This is a genomic window from Streptomyces sp. NPDC044044, assembly GCF_056434405.1.
In genome coordinates, this window is the sequence record NZ_JBWKFG010000002.1 from 516,722 (window position 1) to 538,123 (window position 21,402).

Below are 21,402 nucleotides of genomic sequence, written 5' to 3' on the forward strand. Positions count from 1 at the left end.
GGCGTCCACGCACGGGTATCCCGAAGCCCGCCACGCAAACGGCGTGCGCACCCGTGCCCGGCGCCGCATCCCGGCGGAGTTTGGCGGCGGTCCGCCGGGGCAACCGGGAGTCCCGCGTGCCGTGCCGCCGGGAGCTCCCGCGCGGCGGGAGCCTACGGCCCGGCGCGGTCGGCGGACCGCCGCGACCGAACGCCCCCAGCCAAGGAGGACCCGCCATGACCACCAGTGAACTCGCCCCGCTCGCACGGCAGTTGCGGGTCGACTCCGTCCGGGCAGCGGATGCCGCCGGATCCGGCCACCCCACCTCCTCGATGTCCGCGGCCGACCTGATGGCGGTGCTCCTGGGCCGCCACCTGCACTACGACTTCGACCGGCCCGACCATCCGGGCAACGACCGCTTCATCCTCTCCAAGGGGCACGCCTCGCCCCTCCTGTACGCGGCGTACAAGGCGGCGGGCGTGGTCACCGACAGCGAGTTGCTGACCTTCCGCACCCAGGGCAGCCGCCTTGAGGGGCATCCGACACCGCGCCGCATCCCGTGGGTGGAGACCGCCACCGGATCCCTCGGGCAGGGTCTTCCCGTCGGCGTCGGCATGGCACTCTCGGGCAAGCGGCTCGACCGGATCCCCTACCGGGTCTGGGTGCTGTGCGGCGACAGCGAGCTGGCGGAGGGCTCGGTGTGGGAGGCGGTCGAGCACGCCGGGTACGAGCACCTGGACAATCTGACCGCCCTCGTCGACGTCAACCGCCTCGGGCAGCGCGGCCCCACCCGCCACGCGTGGGATCTCGGCGCCTACGCCCGCAGGTTCGCCGCCTTCGGCTGGCACGTCGTCGAGGTCGACGGCCACGACCTGGACGCGGTCGACCTCGCCTTCCAGGAGGCCCGCTCCACCACCCGGCAGCCCACGGCCATCCTCGCCCGCACCGTCAAGGGCAAGGGTGTCGCCGCCGTCGAGGACCGCGAGGGCATGCACGGCAAGCCCCTGCCGGAGGCACGAGCGGCGATCGAGGAGCTGGGCGGCGTGCACGACGTCCGCGTCGAGGTGCGCAAACCCGCCGCCGCGCGGGCGCTGCACGCGACGCGCACCGGTCATCTGGAGCTGCCGCGCCACGAGGTGGGCGAATCGGTCGCCACCCGCACCGCCTTCGGCCAGGCGCTCGCCGCGCTCGGCACCGCGCGGGGCGACATCGTGGCCCTCGACGGGGAGGTCGGCGACTCCACGCGGGCGGAGTACTTCGCCAAGGAGCACCCCGACCGCTACTTCGAGTGCTACATCGCCGAGCAGCAACTGGTCGCCGCAGCCGTGGGGTTGGCGGCTCGCGGCTGGGTTCCGTACGCCTCCACGTTCGCGGCCTTCTTCACCCGCGCCCACGACTTCATCCGCATGGCGGCGATCAGCGGCTCCGGCATCAACCTGGTCGGCTCCCACGCGGGCGTCGCCATCGGCCAGGACGGCCCTTCCCAGATGGGCCTCGAAGACCTGGCCATGTTCCGCGCCGTGCACGGCTCGACGGTCCTCTATCCGTGCGACGCCCACCAGACGGGGCGGCTCGTCGCGCAGATGGCGGGCCTGGACGGCGTGCGCTACCTGCGTACGTCACGCGGGGACACGCCCGTCATCTACGGGCCCGGAGAGGAGTTCCCCGTCGGCGGCTCCAAGGTCCTGCGCTCGTCCGACGCCGACCGGCTCACGGTGGTGGCGGCGGGCGTGACCGTCCACGAGGCGCTGACGGCCGCCGAGTTCCTGGACCGCGAGGGCATCCAGGTGCGGGTCATCGACCTGTACTCGGTCAAGCCCGTCGACCGCGCCGCCCTGCGCGAGGCCGCCGACCGCACCGGCTGTCTGCTCACCGTCGAGGACCACCGGCCGGAGGGCGGCATCGGTGACGCCGTCTTCGAGGCGTTCGGCGACGGCAGCCCGGTGCCGCGCCTGGTGCGGCTCGCGGTGAGGACGATGCCGGGCTCGGCGTCCCCCGCCGAGCAGTTGCGCGCCGCCGGAATCGACGCCGAGTCCATCGCGGCGGCGGCGCGGCTGCTCGTGGAGCAGGCGGTGGTGCGGTGAGGCCGGTCGGTGCTGCGTGGGCTCGCCGGACCGTCAGGGCTGCGTGGGATCGCCGGGCCGTCGGTGCGCCGTGGGCTCGCCGGACCCTCAGTGCTTCCCGGGCTTCGCGGTCCGCGTCCTGAACCAGGCGTTGGCCGTGGGCCCGAACATCAGGACCATCGCCGCGAGTACCGCGCTCAGATGCAGCACGCGGCTCGCGCCGAACAGGACGTCCACCACGCCCAGGTCGCGGAAGGCGTCGCCCAGCGGATGGTCGGCCAGCCACCGGACGGGCTCGACCACCAGGGACAGCGTGCCGAGGACACCGAGCCCCACGGCGAGCGTCAGGCGGGCCCAGTTCCTGCCCCGGCGCAGCTGCACGGCGACCAGGACGGCCGCCGAGAACACGGTCATCCGCACCAGCAGGCCGCCCGCGATCTCCCCGGCGGACGTGTCGCCGTCGGAGATCAGCCGGCCGACCATGAGCACCGTCTCGAAGAAGCCCGCCACGACCGCGGTGATCCAGAGCGCGAACGCGGCACGGACGGCCGGGGGAACGGCGGGCTCGCCGCCGCCGGACCGGGGAGTGGGGAGGGGGCGCCGGACCTCCGGCCGCGCCGGGCTCCCGGCGGGCTCATCAGGGCGCCCCTGCCCCGGGTCAGGGCGTTCCTGCCCCGGGTGTCTCTGCGTTCCGTTCGCCATGGCTGCCTCGCTCACTCCGGTCCGACCTGAACCGTCCGTCTGAATCCTTCCGGCGCACACGGCCCGGGGCACGCCCGTCAGCCCCCGTCCTCAGGTGTCGTCAGCACCCCTACGCAGCATGAAAGGAACCCCACATGACCAGCGCACGAACCCTGCGGGCGGGACGCCACACCGTCCGGCTGCACCGACCCGACAAGATCCTCTTCCCGGCCGACGGCACAGCGAGCAGCACAGCCGACGACACAGCGAGCAGCACGGCCGACGACACGGAGGGCAGCACGGCCGGCGGCTCGACGGGCTACACGAAAGGGGACCTCGCCGACTACTACCGGGCCGTCGCCCCGTTCATGCTGCCCCACCTGCGCGGCCGCCCCCTGATGCTGGAGCGGCACCCGGACGGCCTCGACGGGCCCCGCTTCATGCAGAAGGACACCCCCGGCCACTACCCGGACTGGATCACCCGCGCCGAGGTGGCCAAGGAGGGCGGCACCGTCACGCACACCGTCTGCGACGACACCGCCACGCTCCTCTACCTCGCCGACCAGGCCTGCCTCACGCTGCACCGCTGGACGTCCCGCGTCGGCGGCACCGGCGGGGTCACCCATCCCGACCGGCTCGTCTTCGACCTCGACCCGGCCAAGGACGACTTCGGCCCCGTGCGCGACGCGGCGCGTCTCCTGGGCGAACTGCTCGACCACGTGGGACTGCCCTCCGCCCTGATGACAACGGGCTCGCGCGGACTGCACGTCATCGTGCCGCTCAACGGCCGTCACGACTTCGACGACGTACGCGCCTTCGCCAAGGACGTCGCCGAGACCCTCGCCCAGGCCCACCCCGAGCAGCTCACCACGGCCGCCCGCAAGAAGGACCGCGGCGACCGTCTCTACCTGGACGTGCAGCGCAACGCGTACGCGCAGACCGTCGTCGCCCCCTTCTCGGTCCGCGCACGGCCCGGCGCGCCGGTGGCCGTGCCCGTCGCCTGGGAGGCCGTCGACGACCCCGCGCTCGGCGCCCGCAGCTGGACCATCGAAGGCGCCGTCGAGCAGGCCCGCACCGACCCCTGGGCGGGACTTCTGCGCTCGGGACGCGCCCTGGGCCCGGCCCGCCGCAAGCTGCGCGCGCTGCGCGGCTGAGGTTTGGCCGTGGCGCGCGGGGTCACTCGGATCCGGCGCGCGGTGTGAGAGGTGAGGAGAGGGAGCAGTGAGCACGTACATCTATGGCATCGTCGGAAGCAGCCATCCGAACCTGCCGGACGACGTGAGAGACACGAGCGCCGGGAGCACCGGGAGCACGCGGGACACCGGGAGCGCCGCGAATGGCATGGAGGGCATGGACGGCATCGGTGAACCGCCCCTCCCCGTCCGGGTCGTGCGGCGCGGCGAGCTCGCAGCGCTGGTCAGCGACGCTCCCGTGGACCTGAAGCCCCAGCAGCGGGACCTGCTCGCGCACCAGAACGTCCTGTCCGAGGCCGGCCTGTGCGGCCCTGTGCTCCCGATGCGCTTCGGCAGCCTCGCGCCCGACGACGAGGCGGTCCTCACGGTCCTGGCGGAACGGGCCGAGCACTACGCGGAGCGGCTGCGCGCGCTCGACGGCAAGGTCGAGTACAACGTGAAGGTCTCCCACAACGAGCGCGCCGTCCTGCACCAGGTCCTCGCGGAGAACCCGGAGCTGCGGGCCATGGTCGAGGCCAACCAGCTTGCCGGGGGCGGCAGTCACGACCAGAAGCTGCGGCTCGGCGAGAAGGTCGCCGCGACCGTGCGGGCGCGGGAGTCGAGCGACGCCGATCATGTGCGGCGTGCCCTTGAGGCGACCACCGAAGCGGTCTACGCGGGGCCCGAGGGGACGGGCCGGCTGGCCGACCTGTCCTTCCTCGTGCACCGCGACGCGGCCGTGGGCTTCCTGTCCGCGGTCGCCGAACTGCGCGCGGACCAGCCCCACTTGGACTTGCGGGTGCGCGGCCCGCTGCCGCCGTACAGCTTCGTCGAGTCCGTCGGTCAGGGCCCGGCCGAGCCCGCGGGCTGATGCCCGCGGGCTCGTGGACGTGCTGGATGTTCAGGGTTCCGAGTACGGCTACCACCGGTGGGCGGCTACCAGCGGTACCAGCGGGAGCGCGACCCGGTGGCCGTGGTGCTGCGCATCAGGAAGCCGACCAGCCAGATGACGAGCACGGCGATGGCGACCCACCAGAGAATCTTCACGGCGAACCCCGCTCCGAAGAGAAGCAGGGCAAGCAGAAGGACGAGCAGAATAGGAACCATAGTTTCTTACCTCCTGCTGCCCCGGGTATCCCCAACGGGCCGATCCACGCGCGGAATCAGGAACTCGCGTGCGACTGTGCGCCACGCCACTTCACTCCACTCCATGGGTCACTTCCGGCAGAGCACCTCGCCGTGCAGCACGGCGAACCACCCGTCGTCCCGCGCCCCCCACTCCCGCCACGCGTCGGCGTAGGACCTCAGCTCACCTGCGTCGGCGTGCCCGCCCTCGACGGCGCGTCCCGCGTAGGCGGAGGCGACCGTGCGGTCCGCCCAGAGCCCGCTCCACCAGGCGCGCTCCTCTTCCGAGCTGTAGCACCAGGTGCTCGCGCTCGCGGTGACGTCGTCGAAACCGGCCTCCAGGGCCCAGGACTTGAGGCGGCGCCCCGCGTCCGGCTCACCGCCGTTGGCGCGGGCCACCCGCCCGTACAGGTCGAGCCAGCCGTCCATGGCGGGGGAGTTCGGGTACCAGGTCATCGCCGCGTAGTCGGCGTCGCGGGCGGCGACGATGCCGCCCGGCGCGCAGACGCGCCGCATCTCGCTCAGGGCGCGCACCGGGTCGCCGACGTGCTGGAGCACCTGATGCGCGTGGACGACGCAGAAGGAGTCGTCCGGGTAGTCCAGGGCGTGTACGTCGGCGACGGCGAACTCCACGTTCTCCAGGCCCCGTTCGGCCGCCGTCGCGCGGGCGCGGTCGAGGATGCCGGGCGCGTGGTCGACGCCCGTGACGTGGCCGTCGGGGACGAGCTCGGCCAGATCGGCGGTGATGGTGCCGGGGCCGCAGCCGATGTCCAGGATCCGCATGTGCGGCTTCACCGAACCGACGAGATAGGCGGCCGAGTTGGCGGCGGTCCGCCAGGTGTGGGAGCGCAGCACGGACTCATGGTGTCCATGCGTGTAGACGGCGGTCTCCTCCGGCATGACGGGAACTCCTTCGCGTTCGCTGCCGCTCGCTGCGGTGGATCGAACGGTACGCCGCCATGTCGAATAATGAGACCCACGTATCACTATGTGGTCACCGGCGGGTTCGCAGAAGCATGGGGCGCGGGTGCCCCGGCGGACGGTTTCCTTGCCCCGGCCGCATGACGCGACGAAACGCATTTGCAGCAGCCCGTGCCCCCCACAGACAATCCCCGCATGGGACATCTGGAAGCCGCGCACATCGAGTACTACCTGCCGGACGGCCGAGCGCTGCTCGGCGATGTCTCCTTCCGTGTCGGCGAGGGCGCCATCGTCGCCCTCGTCGGGGCGAACGGCGCGGGCAAGACCACCCTGCTCCGCCTGATCTCGGGCGAGATCCAGCCGCACAGCGGCACCGTCACCGTCAGCGGTGGTCTCGGCGTCATGCCGCAGTTCGTGGGGTCGGTGCGCGACGAGACGACCGTGCGCGACCTGCTCGTCTCCGTGTCGAACGCCCGCATCCGCGAGACCGCGAAGGCCGTGGACGTCGCCGAACACCTGATCATGACCGTCGACGACGAGGCCGCCCAGCTCCAGTACGCCCAGGCGCTCTCCGACTGGGCCGAGGCCCACGGCTACGAGGCCGAGACGCTCTGGGACATGTGCACCACCGCCGCGCTCGGCATCCCGTACGACAAGGCGCAGTTCCGCGAGGTCCGCACCCTCTCCGGCGGCGAGCAGAAGCGCCTGGTGCTCGAAGCCCTGCTGCGCGGCGGCGACGAGGTGCTGCTCCTTGACGAGCCGGACAACTACCTCGACGTCCCCGGAAAGCGCTGGCTGGAGGAGAAGCTCAAGGAGACGCGCAAGACCGTCCTGTTCGTCTCGCACGACCGCGAGCTCCTCGCCCGCGCCGCCGAGAAGATCGTCAGCGTCGAGCCGGGGCCCGCGGGCGCGGACGCCTGGGTGCACGGCGGCGGCTTCGCCACCTTCCACGAGGCGCGGCGCGAGCGGTTCGCGCGCTTCGAGGAGCTGCGCAGGCGCTGGGACGAGAAGCACGCCCAGCTGAAGAAGCTCGTGCTCAGCCTGCGGCAGGCCGCATCGATCAGCCATGAGCTCGCCTCGCGGTACGCCGCAGCGCAGACCCGCCTCCGGAAGTTCGAGGAGGCCGGGCCGCCGCCCGAGCCGCCGCGCGAGCAGGACATCACCATGCGCCTCCAGGGCGGGCGGACCGGCATCCGCGCCATCACGTGCGAGGGACTTGAGCTGACCGGCCTGATGAAGCCCTTCGACATCGAGGTCTTCTACGGCGAGCGCGTCGCCGTCCTCGGCTCGAACGGCTCCGGCAAGTCGCACTTCCTGCGCCTCCTCGCCGGCGGCGACGTCGCGCACACCGGCGACTGGAAGCTCGGCGCGCGCGTCGTCGCGGGCCACTTCGCGCAGACCCACGCCCACCCCGAGCTCTTCGGCCGCACGCTCCTGGACATCCTGTGGCGCGAGCACGCCCAGGCCAAGGGGCCCGCCATGTCGCGCCTTCGCCGCTACGAGCTCACGGGACAGGCCGAGCAGCGCTTCGAGCGGCTCTCGGGCGGCCAGCAGGCGCGCTTCCAGATCCTGCTCCTGGAGCTTGAGGGCTCCACCGCCCTGCTGCTCGACGAGCCCACCGACAACCTCGACCTGGAGTCGGCCGAGGCACTCCAGGAGGGCCTTGAGGCGTACGAAGGGACCGTGCTCGCGGTGACGCACGACCGCTGGTTCGCCCGCTCCTTCGACCGGTATCTCGTCTTCGGCAGCGACGGCCTCGTGCGCGAGACGCCGGAGCCGGTCTGGGACGAGCGCCGGGTGGAGCGGAAGCGGTAGCGCCGTCTGCCGCCAGGAGGACAATGGCGGGCATGGCAGAAACGACTGGCACAGCGGGCCCGTCCGGCCGGGCGGGCGACCCGCTCCTGGCCCGGCACTCGGCCGCCCTCGAACTGTTCACCGACCGGGTGCACGCCGTCGGCGCCGATCAGTGGGACGCGCCGACGCCGTGCGCCGACTGGTCCGTGCGCGACCTCGTCAACCACCTCGCCGCCGAGCAGCTCTGGGTGCCCTCGCTCGTCCGCGACGGCGCCACCATCGAGTCCGTCGGCGACGCCCTCGGCGGCGACATCCTCGGCCCCGACCCCGTCACGTCCTGGGACACGGCGGCGGCCGCGTCCCAGGAGGCGTTCCGCGAGCCGGGCGCTCTCGACCGCACGGTCCACCTCTCCTTCGGCGAAACCGCGGCGGACTTCTACTGCGGGCAGATGATCAGCGACCTCGTCGTGCACGCCTGGGACCTGTCACGGGCGATCGGAGCGGACGAAAAGCTTCCGGAGGACCTCGTCGCCTTTTCCGTACAGGAAATCAAGCCGTACGCTGCGGACCTGGCGAAGACCGGGCTCTTCGCCCCCGCGGTGGAACCGCCGCAGGACGCCGACGCGCAGACGGAGCTGCTGAGTCTGCTGGGGCGCCAGGTGTAGCCGCGGGGGAGCGCGAGTGATGGCGGGGGAGCAGGTGATCACGCGTGAGTGCTGAGACGCTGAGGACGTCCTTCAGGACCGCGGACGTGGACGAGGCACGGCAGATGATCGGCGCCACGTTCTACAGCAATTTCATGGATGTCATCGACGGACCGCGCGCCTTCCGGGCCGAGTTCGACATCGGGCAGCTCGGTGCGCTGACCCTCGGCGAGCTCAGCTGCGGCGCCGATGTGCGCATGAGGCTCGGCGAACTGGGCGCCTACCACGTGAACATACTGCTCGGCGGGCACATGAGCTTCCGGCAGGGCGGCGGCGCGGGCACCGTCGCGACGGCCGAGCGGGCCGGGGTGTTCCAGCCCGTCGGCGACACGGTGGTGGAGCGGTGGACCGGCGACTGCCGGGTCCTCGCGGTGAAGATGGACCGCGAGGCGCTCGACCGGCGCCTCGAGCAGCTCCTCGGCCGGCCCGTGCGCGCCCCGCTGACGCTGGCCCCCGAACTCGACACCACCCGTGGCCCCGGGCGCAGTTGGGCCCGGCTCGTCACGACGGTCATCGAGGACCTGCGCGACGAGGAGCCCGGAGCGTCACGGGCCCCGGCGTCGCTCTACACGTCGCCGCTGGTCGCGGCGCCCCTCCAGGACGCGATCCTGAACGGGCTGCTGCTCTGCGCGGAGCATCCCTTCCGCGACGAACTCGCCGCGCCGGTGCAGAAGTTGCGCCCGGCGCCGGTGAAGCGCGCGATGGACGCCGTCCAGGAGCGGCCCGAGCATCCGTTCACCCCGGCCGGGCTCGCCGCCGAGGCCCGGGTCGGGGTGCGCTGGCTCCAGGAGGCGTTCCGCCGCTACGTGGGCATGTCGCCCATGGCGTACGTGCGGGACGTGCGGCTGACGCGCGTGCGCGACGAACTGCGGGCCGCCGAGCCCGGCGCGCTCAGCGTGAGCGAGGTGGCGCACCGGTGGGGCTTCAGCCATCTGGGCAGGTTCGCCGAGCAGTACCACGCCCGGTTCGGGGAGCTGCCGTCCAAGACGCTGCGGGGCTGAACTTCCGGTGGTGTGCGGGGCTGAACCTCCGGTGGTGAGCGGTCAGGACTGCCCGTCGCCCGGACCGTGCGTTATCCGGACAGTGGCCGCGCTCAGCGGATCGTGACCAAGGGGCGACTGATTTATCGTTTCCGCTGTCACCGGTTGGGCCGGTCGCTGCCCACGGGTCCATAACCCGCCCCAGGGGCACGGCCGTGACGGACCGCCGGGGATGATCCGGCCCGGCCCCAGGCCGGGCCGGGCCCGCGCCGCGGGTCCGGTCGCTCCCCCCGCACCACCGTGCAACCGGACCCGCTCCCTCAGGACCGGGCCGGGCCCCCGCCCGGCCGAGGGCCGGGTCGGCGGCGCGCCCGGCTTCAGGCCGACGCTGCGAGATCCCTGAGGGTCACCATGCCCACCGGCTGTCCGTTCTCGACGACGGGCAGCCTGCGCACGGCGTTCTCGAGCATCAGGCTGACCGCGGACGACACCGCGTCGTCCGGGGCGACCATCACCGGGTTCGGGGTGCAGATGGCCTGCGCGCTGACGGTGAGGGGATCGGCGCCGTCGGCGACGGCCCGCAGCGTGATGTCCCGGTCGGTGAGCACGCCGACCACGCGACCGGCCGTGGCCACCAGGACATGACCGATGTCCTGCGCGCGCATCAGCTGTGCCGCTTCCACAAGCGAGGCATCGGGGCCCACCGCTATGACGCCCGGAGTCATGACGTCCCTTACGACAACAGCCATGGTTGCGGCCCTTCCTGCGGGGGTGAGTGCGTCCCGCCGCAGTACCCCTGTGCGGCCGGTCCATGCGGGTTTGCCCGGAAGAAGTGGGGGAACCCGGCCGATGCGCCCGCCACGGCACACCTGTGTTTGTGCCCAGGACCTCGGGGCAGGCGAAGGAGACAGTGCTTCGGACCGGAGGCACGTCCGTGGGAGCGATCTGCGCTCGCCCCGGGTGTGCCCGCCGCGACTGTGCGCGCATCCCACGGTGACCCCTCAACCCAAGGCACCCACAAGGGAGTTGCGACGCATCATGCGATCCGACGCGCGACAGACGAAGCGCCATCCGCACGACGACGCCCCCGACACAGCCGCCGCTTTCCGCAGGCTCACCGAGATGCCTCAGGGTCCCGAACGCGATGCTCTGCGCCAGGAGTTGGTCAAGGCCTGGCTGCCGATGGCCGAACGGCTCGCGGGCCGGTTCCGCAACCGCGGCGAAGCCCTTGACGACCTGCGGCAGGTCGCGGCACTCGGCCTGGTCAAGGCCGTCGACCGGTACGACCCCGAGCGGGGCAGTGCCTTCGAGAGCTATGCCGTGCCGACCGTCACCGGCGAGATCAAGCGCCACTTCCGCGACCACATGTGGACCCTCCATGTGCCGCGCCGTGTACAGGACTTGCGCAACCGGGTGCGGTTCGCCCGCCAGGATCTGACCCAGACCGTTCCCGGGCGCGCGCCGACCCTCGCCGAGATCGCCGAGAAGGCGCAGCTGTCCATGGAGGACGCGGCAGCCGGTCTGGAGGCGCTCGACAGCTTCACCGCGCTCTCCCTGGACGCCGAACTGCCGGGCAGCGAGGACGGATACGCGCTGCGGGACGTCCTGGGCGCGCCCGACCCGGCGCTCGATGTCGTCATCGACCGCGAGGCCGTCAAGCCCCGCATCGCCGCGCTGCCCGAGCGGGAGCGCGACATCCTCTACATGCGGTTCTTCGGCGACATGACGCAGAGCCGTATCGCCGAGCAGCTCGGCATCTCGCAGATGCACGTGTCCCGGCTGATCAGCCGCTGCTGCGACCGCCTGCGCGACCAGGTCACGCAGGACGCCGCCTAGTCACCGGCGATGGCCCGGCGCCCCGGCCGTCGGGCCATCGCAAGGGCGATGTGACGTGCCATCACGTCCACCGCCTGCGCCTCGGCCATCGAGAAGGCGAGCCGCGCCCCGCTCCTGAACAGCGTGAGCACACCCTCCACCGGGCCGTCCGCGCGTCCCCTCAGCGGCACGCACAGCAGGGACGTCACCTGTGCGCGTACGAGGACGGGGGCGCCGGACGCGTCCCGGCCGAAGGAGTCCGGGTCCTCCGGGCGGACCTGCAGCATGGGCGACCCGCCGCGGGCCGCCTCGGCGACGAGGGGGCACGCGGCGGGGTCCTGTGCCAGGACGTCGCCGACCGGTGCGTCCTTCGGCCCGAGTACGGCCGTGCGCCGCGCTCGCGCGGCCCCTTCGTCGGCGATCACCCAGTCCGCGAACCGCGGGTGCAGCACGCCTGCCGCCCGTTCGAGCACGGCCGCGCGGTCCCCGGCGGGAGCGGTGAGCAGCGCGGTGGTCATGGCGTCCGCGAGGTCCATGCGGGCCGTGTGCCGGGTCGCCTCGCCCAGGTCGGGGGCGTGCGTGCGGACGGCCTCCCGCGGGGCCGCGCCCGAGCCGGTGGGCTGCGTGCCCGGCTGCAGCACCACCAGGACCGCCGTACGCGGTTCGGCGCCGGGCCGCAGCGCGGTGAGCGTCGCGCGGACCGGGAGGTGCGGATTGCGCTGAAGATGGACGGTGAGGCTGCGGTCGCCCTCGCCGCGTGCGACCGCCGCGGTCTGCGAGCGGAAGGCGACCCGGTCCGCGTGCAGCAGGAATCCGGTCAGCGGCCTGCCGGTGGCGTAGCCCGCGCGGACGCCCGTGAAGCCGGTCGCGGCGAAGTTCATCCGCCGGACCACCGCCTCCCGGTCGACCAGGGCGACGGGCAGGGGGAGCCGCTGGAAGAGGGCCCGCAGGAGCCGCTCCTCGTCCCGGTCGGACGTGCCGCCGCCCAAGTGGCCCTCGGCGGCGAGACGTTCGTAGAGCGGCCTCAACTGGTCGGCGACATGGTCGAGTTCGAAGATCGCCGCGTCGAGAACGGTGCCGAGGTCGTCCGTCGGCACGGAGCGTGCCGACTTCAACTCGGCGACGCGGCGCACGAAATCCGCAATCTCTTCACCGAACTCATCCATTTTGGCCATGTGCAGAACGTATCCGCTGCGGCTGTTTTCCGGGGGGTCTCACGGGAAGGCGGAGAGAGGGCGGAGGAGGACGACCAGGATGCCACTCAGACCGGAACCGGACCTGGCAGGACCGGAATCAGCTCTGCCGGGACGCAGGCTCTCGGAACTCGCCGAACAGGCCGTGCGCTGCACCCCCGCGTGCTGCGGCGCGGGTACGACCGTGTCGGAAGGCGGCAGCGAACACCCCGCGTCGGTGACCCACCCCGACCTGGCCGGTCTGGTCTCCGTCCAGCTGCGCTCGGGCGACGGGCCCATCCCGGACGCGCAGGAGCGGGGCGCGCCGGTGGAGACCGGGGACCTTCTGCGGGACGAACGGTGGCCCCAGTACCGCGCCATGGCGCTCGACTCCGGCGTGCGCTCCAGCATCACGCTCCCCTTCCAGCGCGCGGGGCTCACGGTCACGCTGACCTTGTTCAGCTTCCGCCCCGGCACCCTGGACGGCGTCCCGCACGGCCCCGCCCAGACGCTCGGCGACCTTGCCACGACGGGCCTGGTGCGCGACCGCCGCTACCGCGCGGCCCTCGCCGAACTCGACCACCTCGGCACGGCCCTGCGCACCCGACCCGTGGTCGACCAGGCCTGCGGGATCATCATGCACGTCCTGAGCTGCGACGTGGACAAGGCCTTCGCGATGCTGCGCCGCATCTCCCAGACCACGAACCGCAAGCTCTCCGATGTCGCCGCGGCGGTGGTGGAGACGCGCGGGAAGGGCCTCGAGCGGGAGCTGGCGGGACTGGCCCGGGAGGAAGGCTGACCGCTCTCCTCCCGGGGCGGGCCCCGGGAAGAGAAACCACTCGGCCGGAGGCCCCCGCGCGCGCGGAGCGGCCCGTCACGTTTCGATGGGTTCATGCGGACGGAACCCGAAGGCCGTGGCCCTGTCCGGTACGGACCTCCCCTGCCGGAGCCAGGCCTCCCGGTCCTGCCCGAGCTGTCCGCCGTGCTCGCCGGCGCCGCGGGCCGCGCCCACGCCGAACCGCCCGGGGGCAGCCCCGCGCTCCTGGACGCCGCCAGCGGCTACTGGGCCCGGCGTGGCCTCCCGGGGGAGCGGGACCAGATCGCCGCCGCGCCCGGGGCCGCGCCCCTGCTGCTCGCGCTGACCGCCGCGCTCGGCGGCGGCGACGTGCTGCTCCCGCGTCCGTGCCCCGCCTGGTGGGCGCCGCAGGTGCGGCTGCTTGGCCGTTCGGTGTACCACGTGCCGACGCCCGCCGAGTGCGGCGGCGTCCCCGATCCGTACGCCCTCCTGGAGACCGTCCGCCGTATCCGCGCCGAGGGCGGCACTCCCCGCCTGCTCGTGCTCTCCGTCGCCGACGACCCGACCGCCACCGTGCCGCCGCCGGAAGTCCTGCACGAAGCCGTGGAGGCTGCCGCGGACGAGGGGCTGCACATCGTCAGCGACGAGACCTGGCGCGACACCCTGCACCGCCCGCACGACACCCTGCTCATCGGCCCCGCCGAGATGGCCCCCGAGCGGGTGACGGTCCTGACCGACCTCTCCGGAGCGTTCCTGCCGCCGGGCTGGCCCGCCGCGGTCGCCCGCTTCCCGGCCGGCGCGCGCGGTGCGGCGCTGCGGGACCGGACCCTGGACGTCCTCACCGCGCTCGGGGCGTGCGTCGCGGCGCCGGTCGGGGCGGCGGCGTCATACGCCCTGGGAGAGCCGGACGAGGTGACCGAACGCCTCGCCCGCGCGACCGGCCTGCACGCGCGGGTGGCCGCCGCCGCGCAGCGCGAGGTGCTCGCCGCGGGCGCGCTCGCCCTGCCCCCGCGGGCGGGCCGCCACTTCTACGTGGACCTCGGCCCCCTCCGCCCGGCCCTCGCCGCGCGCGGCGTCGGCGACTCGCAGGACCTGGAGGACTTCCTCGGCGAACGCCTGGCGATGCCCGCACCCGGCGGCCACCGCTTCGGCGACGACCTGGGCGCTCTGCGCGTACGCCTGTCCACGGGACCGCTGCTCGGCTCAACCCGGCAGGAGCGGATGGCGTCTCTCACCGCACCGGACGCGCTGGAATTGCCGCACGTGGAACGGGCGTTGAGCATGCTTGGATCGGCCTTCGACGATCTCCGCGCAGCAGCACAGCGAATGGAGCCTCCTCGGTGACGCAACAGACGCAGACGCAGACGCAGACGGATCACCCGCAACAGCAAGAACAGCAAGAACAGCCAGAACAGCCGGAACAGCCGGGGCAGGAGCAGCCGCAGGATCGGGCGCAGGCTCGGGCAGCCGATGCCGGGCACGCAGACGCCGCGCCCGGCACTCTCTCCGCCGTCCTCCTCGGCCGCCCGCCCACAGTCCTCGCCCCGCCCCGCACCCCCGGCGCCCCCCGCCTGTGGCCGAAGTCGTTCGCCGACCGGCTCACCGCGCCGTTGCCGGGGCTGCGGGCCTTCGCGCGGTTTGCCCGGGAGGGGGCTCTGCGGCCCGGCCCCGAAGGTCTCGCCGACATCCAGCGGTTGCCCTTCGAGCCTGGGCCCCTGCCGCGCGTGGATTCCCGCACCGTCGCCGTCACCTGGGTCGGGCACGCCAGTTGGGTGGTGCGGGTCGGTGGGCTCACCGTTCTGACCGATCCCGTCTGGTCGCGCAAGATCCTCGGCACCCCGGCCCGCGTCACACCCGCGGGTGTCGCCTGGAGTGCGCTGCCGCGTGTCGACGCGGTCGTCATCAGCCACAACCACTACGACCACCTGGACGCCCCCACCCTCGCCCGACTCCCCAGGGAGACACCGGTGTTCGTGCCCGCCGGGCTCGGCCGGTGGTTCACGCGCCGCCGGTTCAGCCGCGTCACCGAGCTCGACTGGTGGGAGGCCGCCGAACTGGGCGGCGTGCGGCTCGACTTCGTGCCCGCCCACCACTGGTCCAAGCGGAGTCTTGTGGACACGTGCCGGACGCTGTGGGGCGGATGGGTCCTCACCGACGGCGACGGGCAGCGCGTCTACTTCGCGGGCGACACCGGATACGGCCACTGGTTCGAGCGGATCGGCGCCCGCTATCCCGGCATCGATCTCGCGCTCCTGCCGATCGGCGCCTACCACCCGAGATGGTGGCTCAGCGACGTCCACTGCGATCCGGAGGAAGCGGTGCGGGCCGCGGCCGATGTCGGGGCGCGCCGCCTCGCCCCGATGCACTGGGGGACGTTCCTGCTGTCGGGCGAGCCGGTCCTGGAACCGCTGACCCGGGTGCGTACGGCATGGGAGAAGGCGGGGCGGTCCCGCGAGGACCTGTGGGACCTGCCGGTCGGCGCGTCCCGCGTGCTCGCCTAGGAAGACGCCGTGCCAGGAAGACGCCGTACTAGGAAGACGCCGTACGCCGGATCTTGCGCCACACCGTCGGCGCCACGCTGATCAGCACCGTCAGACCGACCGCCACCGCCACGCCCTCCCACGGCTCCGCGAAGAGGGAGCCGCCGAGAATGCCGATCAACTGGTACGTCACGGCCCAGGCGAGGCACGCGGGCACGTCCCCGCGCGCGAACTCGCGCAGCGGCATCTTCGCCATGAGGCAGGCCAGCATCACCGGAATGCGCCCGGCGGGGACGAGACGGGAGAGCACGAGGACCAGGACGCCGTGGTCCGCGAGCTTCTCCTGTGCCTGCGCGAGACGGTCCTCGGGCGCCCGGTCACGGATCGCCGCGAGCCAGCGCGAGCCGTTCTTCGACCGCATCCCGCGCCGCCCGAGCCAGTACAGCGCCATGTCCCCGAGGAACGCGGCGAGCGCCGACACCCCGAACACCACGAGCAGCGCGAAGGGCGCCTCCTGGTGGACGGCCACCACGGCGGCCGAGCTGACCAGCGCCCCCGTGGGCACCACGGGCACCAGCGCGCCGAGCACGATGAGCAGGAACAGCGACGGATAGCCGACCGCCTGCTGCGTCGACTCCGGCGGCACCTGGGCCGCCGCGGAGAGGATCACTGAGGCTCTCCCTTGGTGACCTCGGGCCGTACGCTCTCGCCGTGCCCCAGGCGGTGCACCGCCACCTCGGGCGCCAGCCGCGCCGCCTGGCGCACGAACTCCTCGCCCGGCGCGTGGAATTCATGCGGCCGTACGGCGTCCATGCCGATCGGCCAGTACGTCCCGTAATGCACCGGAACCGCGCTGCGCGGCGCGAGCCTCGCCAGCGCCACGGCCGCGCGCGCAGCGTCGAGGTGACCATGGCCGAGATACGGCCCCCAGCCGCCGACCGGCAGCAGCGCCACGTCGACGTCCCCGACCTCTTCGGCCATCGAGTCGAAGAGCCCGGTGTCCCCGGCGAAGTACGTCCGCGCCTCGCCCCGCACGACGAAGCCGAGAGCGGGCGTGCCGTGCGGCCCCACGGGCAGCCGCCGCCCGTCGTGCCGCGCCGTCACCACGCGGACGACGAGGTCGCCGACCCGCACCTCGTCACCCGGCACGACCTCGATGAGATGCAGGTGGGAGAGCCTGCGCGCGAGCCCCGGCACGTGCCGGCGGGCGCCGCGCGGAAGGAGCACGCGTGTGCCGGGGGCGATCCGCGCGAGGGAGGGCAGATGCAGATGGTCGGCGTGCAGATGGGACAGGAGCACGGCGTCGGCGACGGCCGCCTCGGGGGGCGGGAGCGCGCCCCTGCGCCGGCGCAGATGGGCGAGGCGAGGGGCGAACAGCGGGTCGGTGAGCACCCGGAGCCCCGAATCCTCGACCGTGCAGGTGGCATGACCCCACCAGGTGATCTCCACCGGCACTCCGGTTCCTCCTTCGCGCGACTGTTTACGAGCCTACGGCCAGGAGTAGGGTCTTCGGCTGACGCCAGTGGTGAGGACGCCAGAGGTGAGGGGAACGCGATGGGAGATGCCGCGAGCGTGACAGTGGTGCGGGTCGCGGCGATCGCCAGCCTGACACCGCTGGAGGAGCTGGACGCCGACCCCTTCCTGGTGGACTCCCGCAGCCAGCACGCGATGTGCGCGCAGTGGGCCACCGCCCGGGGGTACGTCATCACCCGGGAGCTCGTCGTCCGGGGGCTGCCCGCCGACCACGCCGTGCTCTGGACGGACATCGACGAGGGCCTGGTGGACCTCTTCGTCGTGCCGAGCCGCCGGGTCCTCGACCGCGCGCTGCGCTCGCCGGACGAGTTCACCGCGGAGTGCGGGCGGCGCGGTGTGCGGATCGAGACGGCGGGCCTCGCGGAACCGTCGTACGACGCGGTGATGAAGGCCCACGTCCACCGGCGGCTCTCCATGCCGACCGCGGGATACGACGGCCGCTGATCCGTCCCCGCCCACCGACCCGTTCACCCTGTGACACGCTGGTGTCCGGATCTGTCATGAAACGTGAGGCGGCGGGCGTGGGGCGAGGGCGATGGCGGGCGGTCGGCAGTGCTCTGTGGCGCTCGGTCGCCGTGTGGCTGGTCAGTACGCTCACCATGCTCGCGCTCGCCGGGATCCTGCCCGACTTCCAGCTGCAGTCCGACGACGGTGACAGCGCCACCCGCATCGCCGTCACCGCCGCCCTCGGAGCCGGAGCCTTCGGTCTGCTCTCCTCCCTGGTGTGGCCCCTGCTCGTGCGGGCGCTGCTGCTCGTGCCCGCGCTCGTGCTCGGCCTTCTCGCCTTCTTCCTCAACGGGTCGCTGCTCCTGCTCGCCCTGAGGCTGATCCCCGACGGCCGCGGTGACGCCAACCCGGAGACCGCCGTCGTCGTCGCCGCCGTGATGTCCGCCGTCGCCTCCGCCACCGGCGGTGCCCTCGCCGTCCGCGACGACGACGCCTACCGCCGCCGCCTCTACCGCCTCGCCGACCGCAGGCGCCGCCGCCGTGCCGAGAGCAGGGTCGGCCCCGTCCCGCCAGGCACCGTCTTCATCCAGCTCGACGGCGTCGGCCACGACGTCCTGCGCACCGCCGCGGACAAGGGCCTGATGCCGACCGTCGCGGGCTGGCTCGGGCACGGGGGCGAGCCGAGCCATCGCCTCACGCCCTGGCGCACCGACTGGTCGAGCCAGACCGGGGCGAGCCAGCTCGGCATCCTGCACGGCTCGAACCACGACGTCCCCGCCTTCCGCTGGTACGAGAAGGACACCGGCGAGGTCATGGTCTCCAACCGGCCCGCGTCCGCCGTCGAACTCCAGCGCCGCGCCATCGAGCGCACCGGCGACGGCGGCCTGCTCACCCTCGACGGAGCCAGCCGCGGCAACCTCTTCAGCGGCGGCGCCGAGCAGCTCGCCCTCGTGCTCTCCATGGCCGCACGCCGCGGCAAGGAGAACCGCTCGCGCGCCGGGTACTTCGCCTACTTCTCCGACCCCGCCAACGCCGTCCGCACCGCCCTGTCCTTCATCGCCGAAGTCGGCCGCGAGATCGGCGAGTCGACCCGCGCCCGGATCAGGAAGCGCCGCCCGCGCATCGGCCGGGGCGGGCTCTACCCCTTCATCCGCGCGTTCGCGACCGTCGTCGAGCGCGATGTCGTCGTCGCCGCGGTCATCGGGGACATGCTCGCCGGGCGCAGCGCGGTCTACGCCGACCTCGTCGCGTACGACGAAGTGGCCCACCACTCGGGGCCCGTCGGCAGCGACGTGGACAAGGTGCTCCAGCGGCTCGACCGGTCCCTCGCGCTGATCGCGAAGGTCGCCGAACACGCCCCCCGCGCCTACCGCATCGTGGTCCTCTCCGACCACGGCCAGAGCCCCGGCGAGACCTTCCGCGCCCGCTACGGTCTCACCCTCGGCGACCTCGTCAAGGCCGGCTGCGGTCTGCCCGTGCCGCGCAAGGCCCGGCGCACGCACAGCGGAGCCGAGGCCCGCTCGACGGTCCGCGCCGCCCTGCGCCGCCCCGTCGAGGAAGGCGCGGGAGAGCACCGCCCCGCCCGCCGCGCGGAGCCCATCGTGCTCGCGTCCGGCAACCTCGGCCTCGTCTCCTTCCCCGACGTCCCGCACCGCATGACCCGCGAGGAGATCGACCTGCGCCACCCGGCGCTCCTGCCCACCCTCGCCAATCACCCGGGCATCGGCTTCCTCCTCGTACGCAGTCAGGAGCGCGGCCCGGTCGTCCTGGGCGCGCGCGGCAGCGAGGTGTACCTCGACGAGGACCCCGGCGACCTCGGGCCGCTCGCCGACTTCGGGCCCTGCGCCGCCGACGCGGTGCGCCGCACCGACGGCTTCCCGCACGTCGCCGACGTCATGGTCAACTCCTGGTACGACCCCCAGGACGGCGAAGTCCTCGCCTTCGAGGAGCAGATCGGCTCGCACGGCGGACTCGGCGGTGCCCAGGCCCACCCCTTCCTCCTGTCGCCCCTCGTGCTCTCCGCGCCGCTGGAGGAGGGGCATGAACTCGTCGGCGCCGAGCGGGTCCACGACGTGCTCCGGCGCTGGCTCGGCGAGTACCAAGGACCCGAGATTCCGCTGGTGGGAGGGGCTGCCGGGGCTGCGGACGATTCCCGGTCGACTGACCTGGGCGGCACAGCTTTTGCGGCCGCCGACCCTGCCGCGCAGGACAAAACACGCTGATTTTGTCCGCCTCACGCCGTGTCCGACCATGTCTCTCGCCCCGGCGATCCCGGGCGTCCGGCACGATGAGAGGCACCACCCCATGCACGACACCGGAACCGCGATCCAGCCGGCTCCGGCCCCCGACCAGGAAGAACTGCCGACAGAGCAGCACGAGGACGGCGGCAGCAGGCACGCTCGCCGCTTCGGACTCCCCATCGCCACCTGCCTCGTCATGGGCAACATCATCGGCGGCGGCATCTTCCTGCTCCCGGCCTCCGTCGCCCCCTTCGGGACCATCAGCCTCGTCGCGTTCGGCGTCCTGACCCTGGGCGCGATCGCCCTCGCCCTGGTCTTCGGGCGGCTCGCGCAGCGCGATCCGCGCACCGGCGGACCGTACGTCTACGCGCGCGAGGCGTTCGGTGACTTCGCGGGCTTCCTCGCGGCCTGGTCCTACTGGGCCACCGCCTGGGTGTCGAACGCCGCGCTCGCCGTGGCGGCCGTCGGCTATCTCGACGTCCTGATACCGGTCGACGACCACAAGTGGACCGCCTGCCTGGCCGCCCTCGTCCTGCAACTCCTGCCCGCGCTCGCGAACTTCGCGGGCACCCGGTACGTCGGCGCGGTCCAGGTCGTCGCCACCGTCCTGAAGTTCCTGCCGCTGATCCTCGTCGCGGTCGGCGGGCTCTTCTTCTTCGACAGCGCCAACCTCGGGCCCTTCCAGGCGAGCGACGACAGCCCGGCCGGCGCGATCTCCGCTTCGGCCGCGATCCTGCTCTTCTCCTACCTGGGCGTGGAGTCGGCCGCCGTCAGCGCCGGTGAAGTACGCGACCCGCGGCGCAACGTCGGGCGCGCCACCATCCTCGGCACCCTCGGCGCCGCCCTCGTCTATCTGCTCGGCACCCTCGCCGTCTTCGGCACCGTCGCCCACGACAAGCTCGTCGGCTCCACCGCGCCGTTCTCGGACGCCGTCAACGTCATGTTCGGCGGCTCCTGGGGCGGTACGGCGGTGGCGCTCGCCGCGGTCGTGTCGATCCTCGGCGCCCTGAACGGCTGGACCCTGCTGAGCGCCCAGACGCCGTACGCGGCCGCCAAGGACGGCCTCTTCCCGCCGGCCTTCGCGAAGAAGCGGCGCGGCGTGCCGACCATGGGCGTCCTGGTCACCGTCGTCCTCGCCTCGCTGCTCACCGTCTACAACTACACGGCCGGATCGAGCGGAGTCTTCGAGTCCCTCGTCCTGATCACCACGTTCACCGCGACCGTGCCCTACCTCCTGGCCACCGCCGCGCAGATCTACTTCCTCGTCTCCGGACAGGGCGAGCGCGTCAACCGGGCCCGCCTGGTGCGGGACGGGATCCTCGCGGGCATCGCGTGCGGGTTCTCCATGTGGCTGGTCGCCGGGTCCGGGTACGCGGCCGTCTACCAGGGCGTCCTGTTCCTCTTCGCGGGCGTGCTCGTCCACGCGTGGATGGCGGCCCGCAAGGAGCGGACCGCCACCCACTGATTCCCCGACCCCCGTCGGCCCGGGATCTTCCTGTT

20 protein-coding genes are annotated in these 21,402 nt (G+C 73.0%); 13 read left to right on the forward strand and 7 right to left on the reverse strand.

Annotated features, from left to right (window positions below; genetic code table 11):
• Positions 1–215: 215 nt before the first annotated feature.
• A complete protein-coding gene (locus AC07AG_RS08265) occupies positions 216–2,063 on the forward strand; it encodes a transketolase (protein WP_478753071.1) in 1,848 nt (615 codons plus the stop codon).
• Positions 2,064–2,150: 87 nt separating this feature from the next.
• Here the strand turns inward: AC07AG_RS08265 and AC07AG_RS08270 are convergent, their stop codons facing one another.
• Complete coding sequence (locus AC07AG_RS08270) at positions 2,151–2,744, reverse strand: G protein-coupled receptor family protein (protein WP_478753073.1); 594 nt, start codon at positions 2,742–2,744, stop codon at positions 2,151–2,153.
• 134 nt (positions 2,745–2,878) lie between these two features.
• Between AC07AG_RS08270 and ligD the strand changes: the two genes are divergently transcribed.
• Together ligD and AC07AG_RS08280 are read left to right on the forward strand one after the other, a co-directional pair.
• On the forward strand, positions 2,879–3,877 hold the full coding sequence (gene ligD / locus AC07AG_RS08275; RefSeq protein WP_478753074.1) for a non-homologous end-joining DNA ligase: 999 nt from the start codon (positions 2,879–2,881) through the stop codon (positions 3,875–3,877).
• 67 nt (positions 3,878–3,944) lie between these two features.
• On the forward strand, positions 3,945–4,766 hold the full coding sequence (locus AC07AG_RS08280) for a GvpL/GvpF family gas vesicle protein (protein ID WP_478753076.1): 822 nt from the start codon (positions 3,945–3,947) through the stop codon (positions 4,764–4,766).
• A 65-nt stretch (positions 4,767–4,831) separates the two neighbouring features.
• Here the strand turns inward: AC07AG_RS08280 and AC07AG_RS08285 are convergent, their stop codons facing one another.
• Complete coding sequence (locus AC07AG_RS08285) at positions 4,832–5,002, reverse strand: hydrophobic protein (RefSeq protein WP_249586708.1); 171 nt, start codon at positions 5,000–5,002, stop codon at positions 4,832–4,834.
• Positions 5,003–5,110: 108 nt separating this feature from the next.
• On the reverse strand, positions 5,111–5,920 hold the full coding sequence (locus tag AC07AG_RS08290) for a class I SAM-dependent methyltransferase (RefSeq protein WP_478753078.1): 810 nt from the start codon (positions 5,918–5,920) through the stop codon (positions 5,111–5,113).
• Positions 5,921–6,136: 216 nt separating this feature from the next.
• Between AC07AG_RS08290 and AC07AG_RS08295 the strand changes: the two genes are divergently transcribed.
• Genes AC07AG_RS08295 through AC07AG_RS08305 form a run of 3 tightly spaced genes read left to right on the forward strand, consistent with a single transcriptional unit; the run spans position 6,137 to position 9,440 of the window.
• Positions 6,137–7,756 (forward strand): ABC-F family ATP-binding cassette domain-containing protein, encoded by a 1,620-nt coding sequence (locus AC07AG_RS08295; protein WP_478753080.1) that lies wholly within the window; start codon positions 6,137–6,139, stop codon positions 7,754–7,756.
• Positions 7,757–7,788: 32 nt separating this feature from the next.
• Positions 7,789–8,400 (forward strand): TIGR03086 family metal-binding protein, encoded by a 612-nt coding sequence (locus tag AC07AG_RS08300; protein WP_478753082.1) that lies wholly within the window; start codon positions 7,789–7,791, stop codon positions 8,398–8,400.
• 44 nt (positions 8,401–8,444) lie between these two features.
• Entirely contained in the window at positions 8,445–9,440 is a 996-nt protein-coding gene (locus tag AC07AG_RS08305; protein WP_478753084.1) for an AraC family transcriptional regulator, read from the forward strand.
• A gap of 356 nt (positions 9,441–9,796) precedes the next feature.
• On the opposite strand, the gene AC07AG_RS08310 is transcribed toward AC07AG_RS08305, so the two are convergent.
• Positions 9,797–10,168: a CBS domain-containing protein gene (locus tag AC07AG_RS08310; protein ID WP_478753086.1), complete on the reverse strand. Its 372-nt coding sequence runs from the start codon at positions 10,166–10,168 to the stop codon at positions 9,797–9,799.
• A gap of 289 nt (positions 10,169–10,457) precedes the next feature.
• Between AC07AG_RS08310 and AC07AG_RS08315 the strand changes: the two genes are divergently transcribed.
• The gene (locus AC07AG_RS08315) at positions 10,458–11,255 is read left to right on the forward strand and encodes an RNA polymerase sigma factor SigF (RefSeq protein WP_478753088.1); all 798 of its coding nucleotides are present in this window, start codon (positions 10,458–10,460) and stop codon (positions 11,253–11,255) included.
• Here AC07AG_RS08315 and AC07AG_RS08320 read toward each other — a convergent pair.
• The gene (locus AC07AG_RS08320; protein ID WP_478753089.1) at positions 11,252–12,409 is read right to left on the reverse strand and encodes a GAF domain-containing protein; all 1,158 of its coding nucleotides are present in this window, start codon (positions 12,407–12,409) and stop codon (positions 11,252–11,254) included. The two genes, AC07AG_RS08315 and AC07AG_RS08320, sit on opposite strands and share 4 nt — an antisense overlap.
• A 79-nt stretch (positions 12,410–12,488) precedes the next feature.
• Here AC07AG_RS08320 and AC07AG_RS08325 point away from each other — a divergent pair, with 79 nt between their 5' ends.
• The 3 genes from AC07AG_RS08325 (at position 12,489) to AC07AG_RS08335 (ending at position 15,703) form a co-directional block, all read left to right on the forward strand.
• Positions 12,489–13,205, forward strand: coding sequence for an ANTAR domain-containing response regulator (locus AC07AG_RS08325; protein WP_478753091.1), 717 nt, complete (start codon positions 12,489–12,491; stop codon positions 13,203–13,205).
• 93 nt (positions 13,206–13,298) lie between these two features.
• A complete protein-coding gene (locus tag AC07AG_RS08330) occupies positions 13,299–14,546 on the forward strand; it encodes an aminotransferase class I/II-fold pyridoxal phosphate-dependent enzyme (RefSeq protein ID WP_478753093.1) in 1,248 nt (415 codons plus the stop codon).
• Complete coding sequence (locus AC07AG_RS08335) at positions 14,543–15,703, forward strand: MBL fold metallo-hydrolase (RefSeq protein ID WP_478753095.1); 1,161 nt, start codon at positions 14,543–14,545, stop codon at positions 15,701–15,703. Before AC07AG_RS08330 ends, AC07AG_RS08335 begins: the two co-directional genes overlap by 4 nt.
• Before the next feature lie 28 nt (positions 15,704–15,731).
• Here the strand turns inward: AC07AG_RS08335 and AC07AG_RS08340 are convergent, their stop codons facing one another.
• Positions 15,732–16,352, reverse strand: a complete 621-nt coding sequence (locus AC07AG_RS08340; protein WP_478753097.1) for a DedA family protein — start codon at positions 16,350–16,352, stop codon at positions 15,732–15,734.
• The gene (locus AC07AG_RS08345; protein WP_478753099.1) at positions 16,349–17,137 is read right to left on the reverse strand and encodes an MBL fold metallo-hydrolase; all 789 of its coding nucleotides are present in this window, start codon (positions 17,135–17,137) and stop codon (positions 16,349–16,351) included. The genes AC07AG_RS08340 and AC07AG_RS08345 overlap by 4 nt, the downstream gene beginning before the upstream one ends.
• A gap of 117 nt (positions 17,138–17,254) precedes the next feature.
• Between AC07AG_RS08345 and AC07AG_RS08350 the strand changes: the two genes are divergently transcribed.
• The 3 genes from AC07AG_RS08350 to AC07AG_RS08360 all read left to right on the forward strand — a co-directional run bounded on the left by AC07AG_RS08350 (position 17,255) and on the right by AC07AG_RS08360 (position 21,367).
• The gene (locus tag AC07AG_RS08350; RefSeq protein WP_478753939.1) at positions 17,255–17,659 is read left to right on the forward strand and encodes a hypothetical protein; all 405 of its coding nucleotides are present in this window, start codon (positions 17,255–17,257) and stop codon (positions 17,657–17,659) included.
• Positions 17,660–17,715: 56 nt separating this feature from the next.
• A complete protein-coding gene (locus AC07AG_RS08355; protein ID WP_478753101.1) occupies positions 17,716–19,884 on the forward strand; it encodes a phage holin family protein in 2,169 nt (722 codons plus the stop codon).
• An 82-nt stretch (positions 19,885–19,966) separates the two neighbouring features.
• Positions 19,967–21,367 carry an amino acid permease gene (locus AC07AG_RS08360; RefSeq protein ID WP_478753103.1) on the forward strand — a complete coding sequence of 467 codons (1,401 nt, stop codon included), beginning with the start codon at positions 19,967–19,969 and terminating at the stop codon, positions 21,365–21,367.
• Positions 21,368–21,402: the final 35 nt, after the last annotated feature.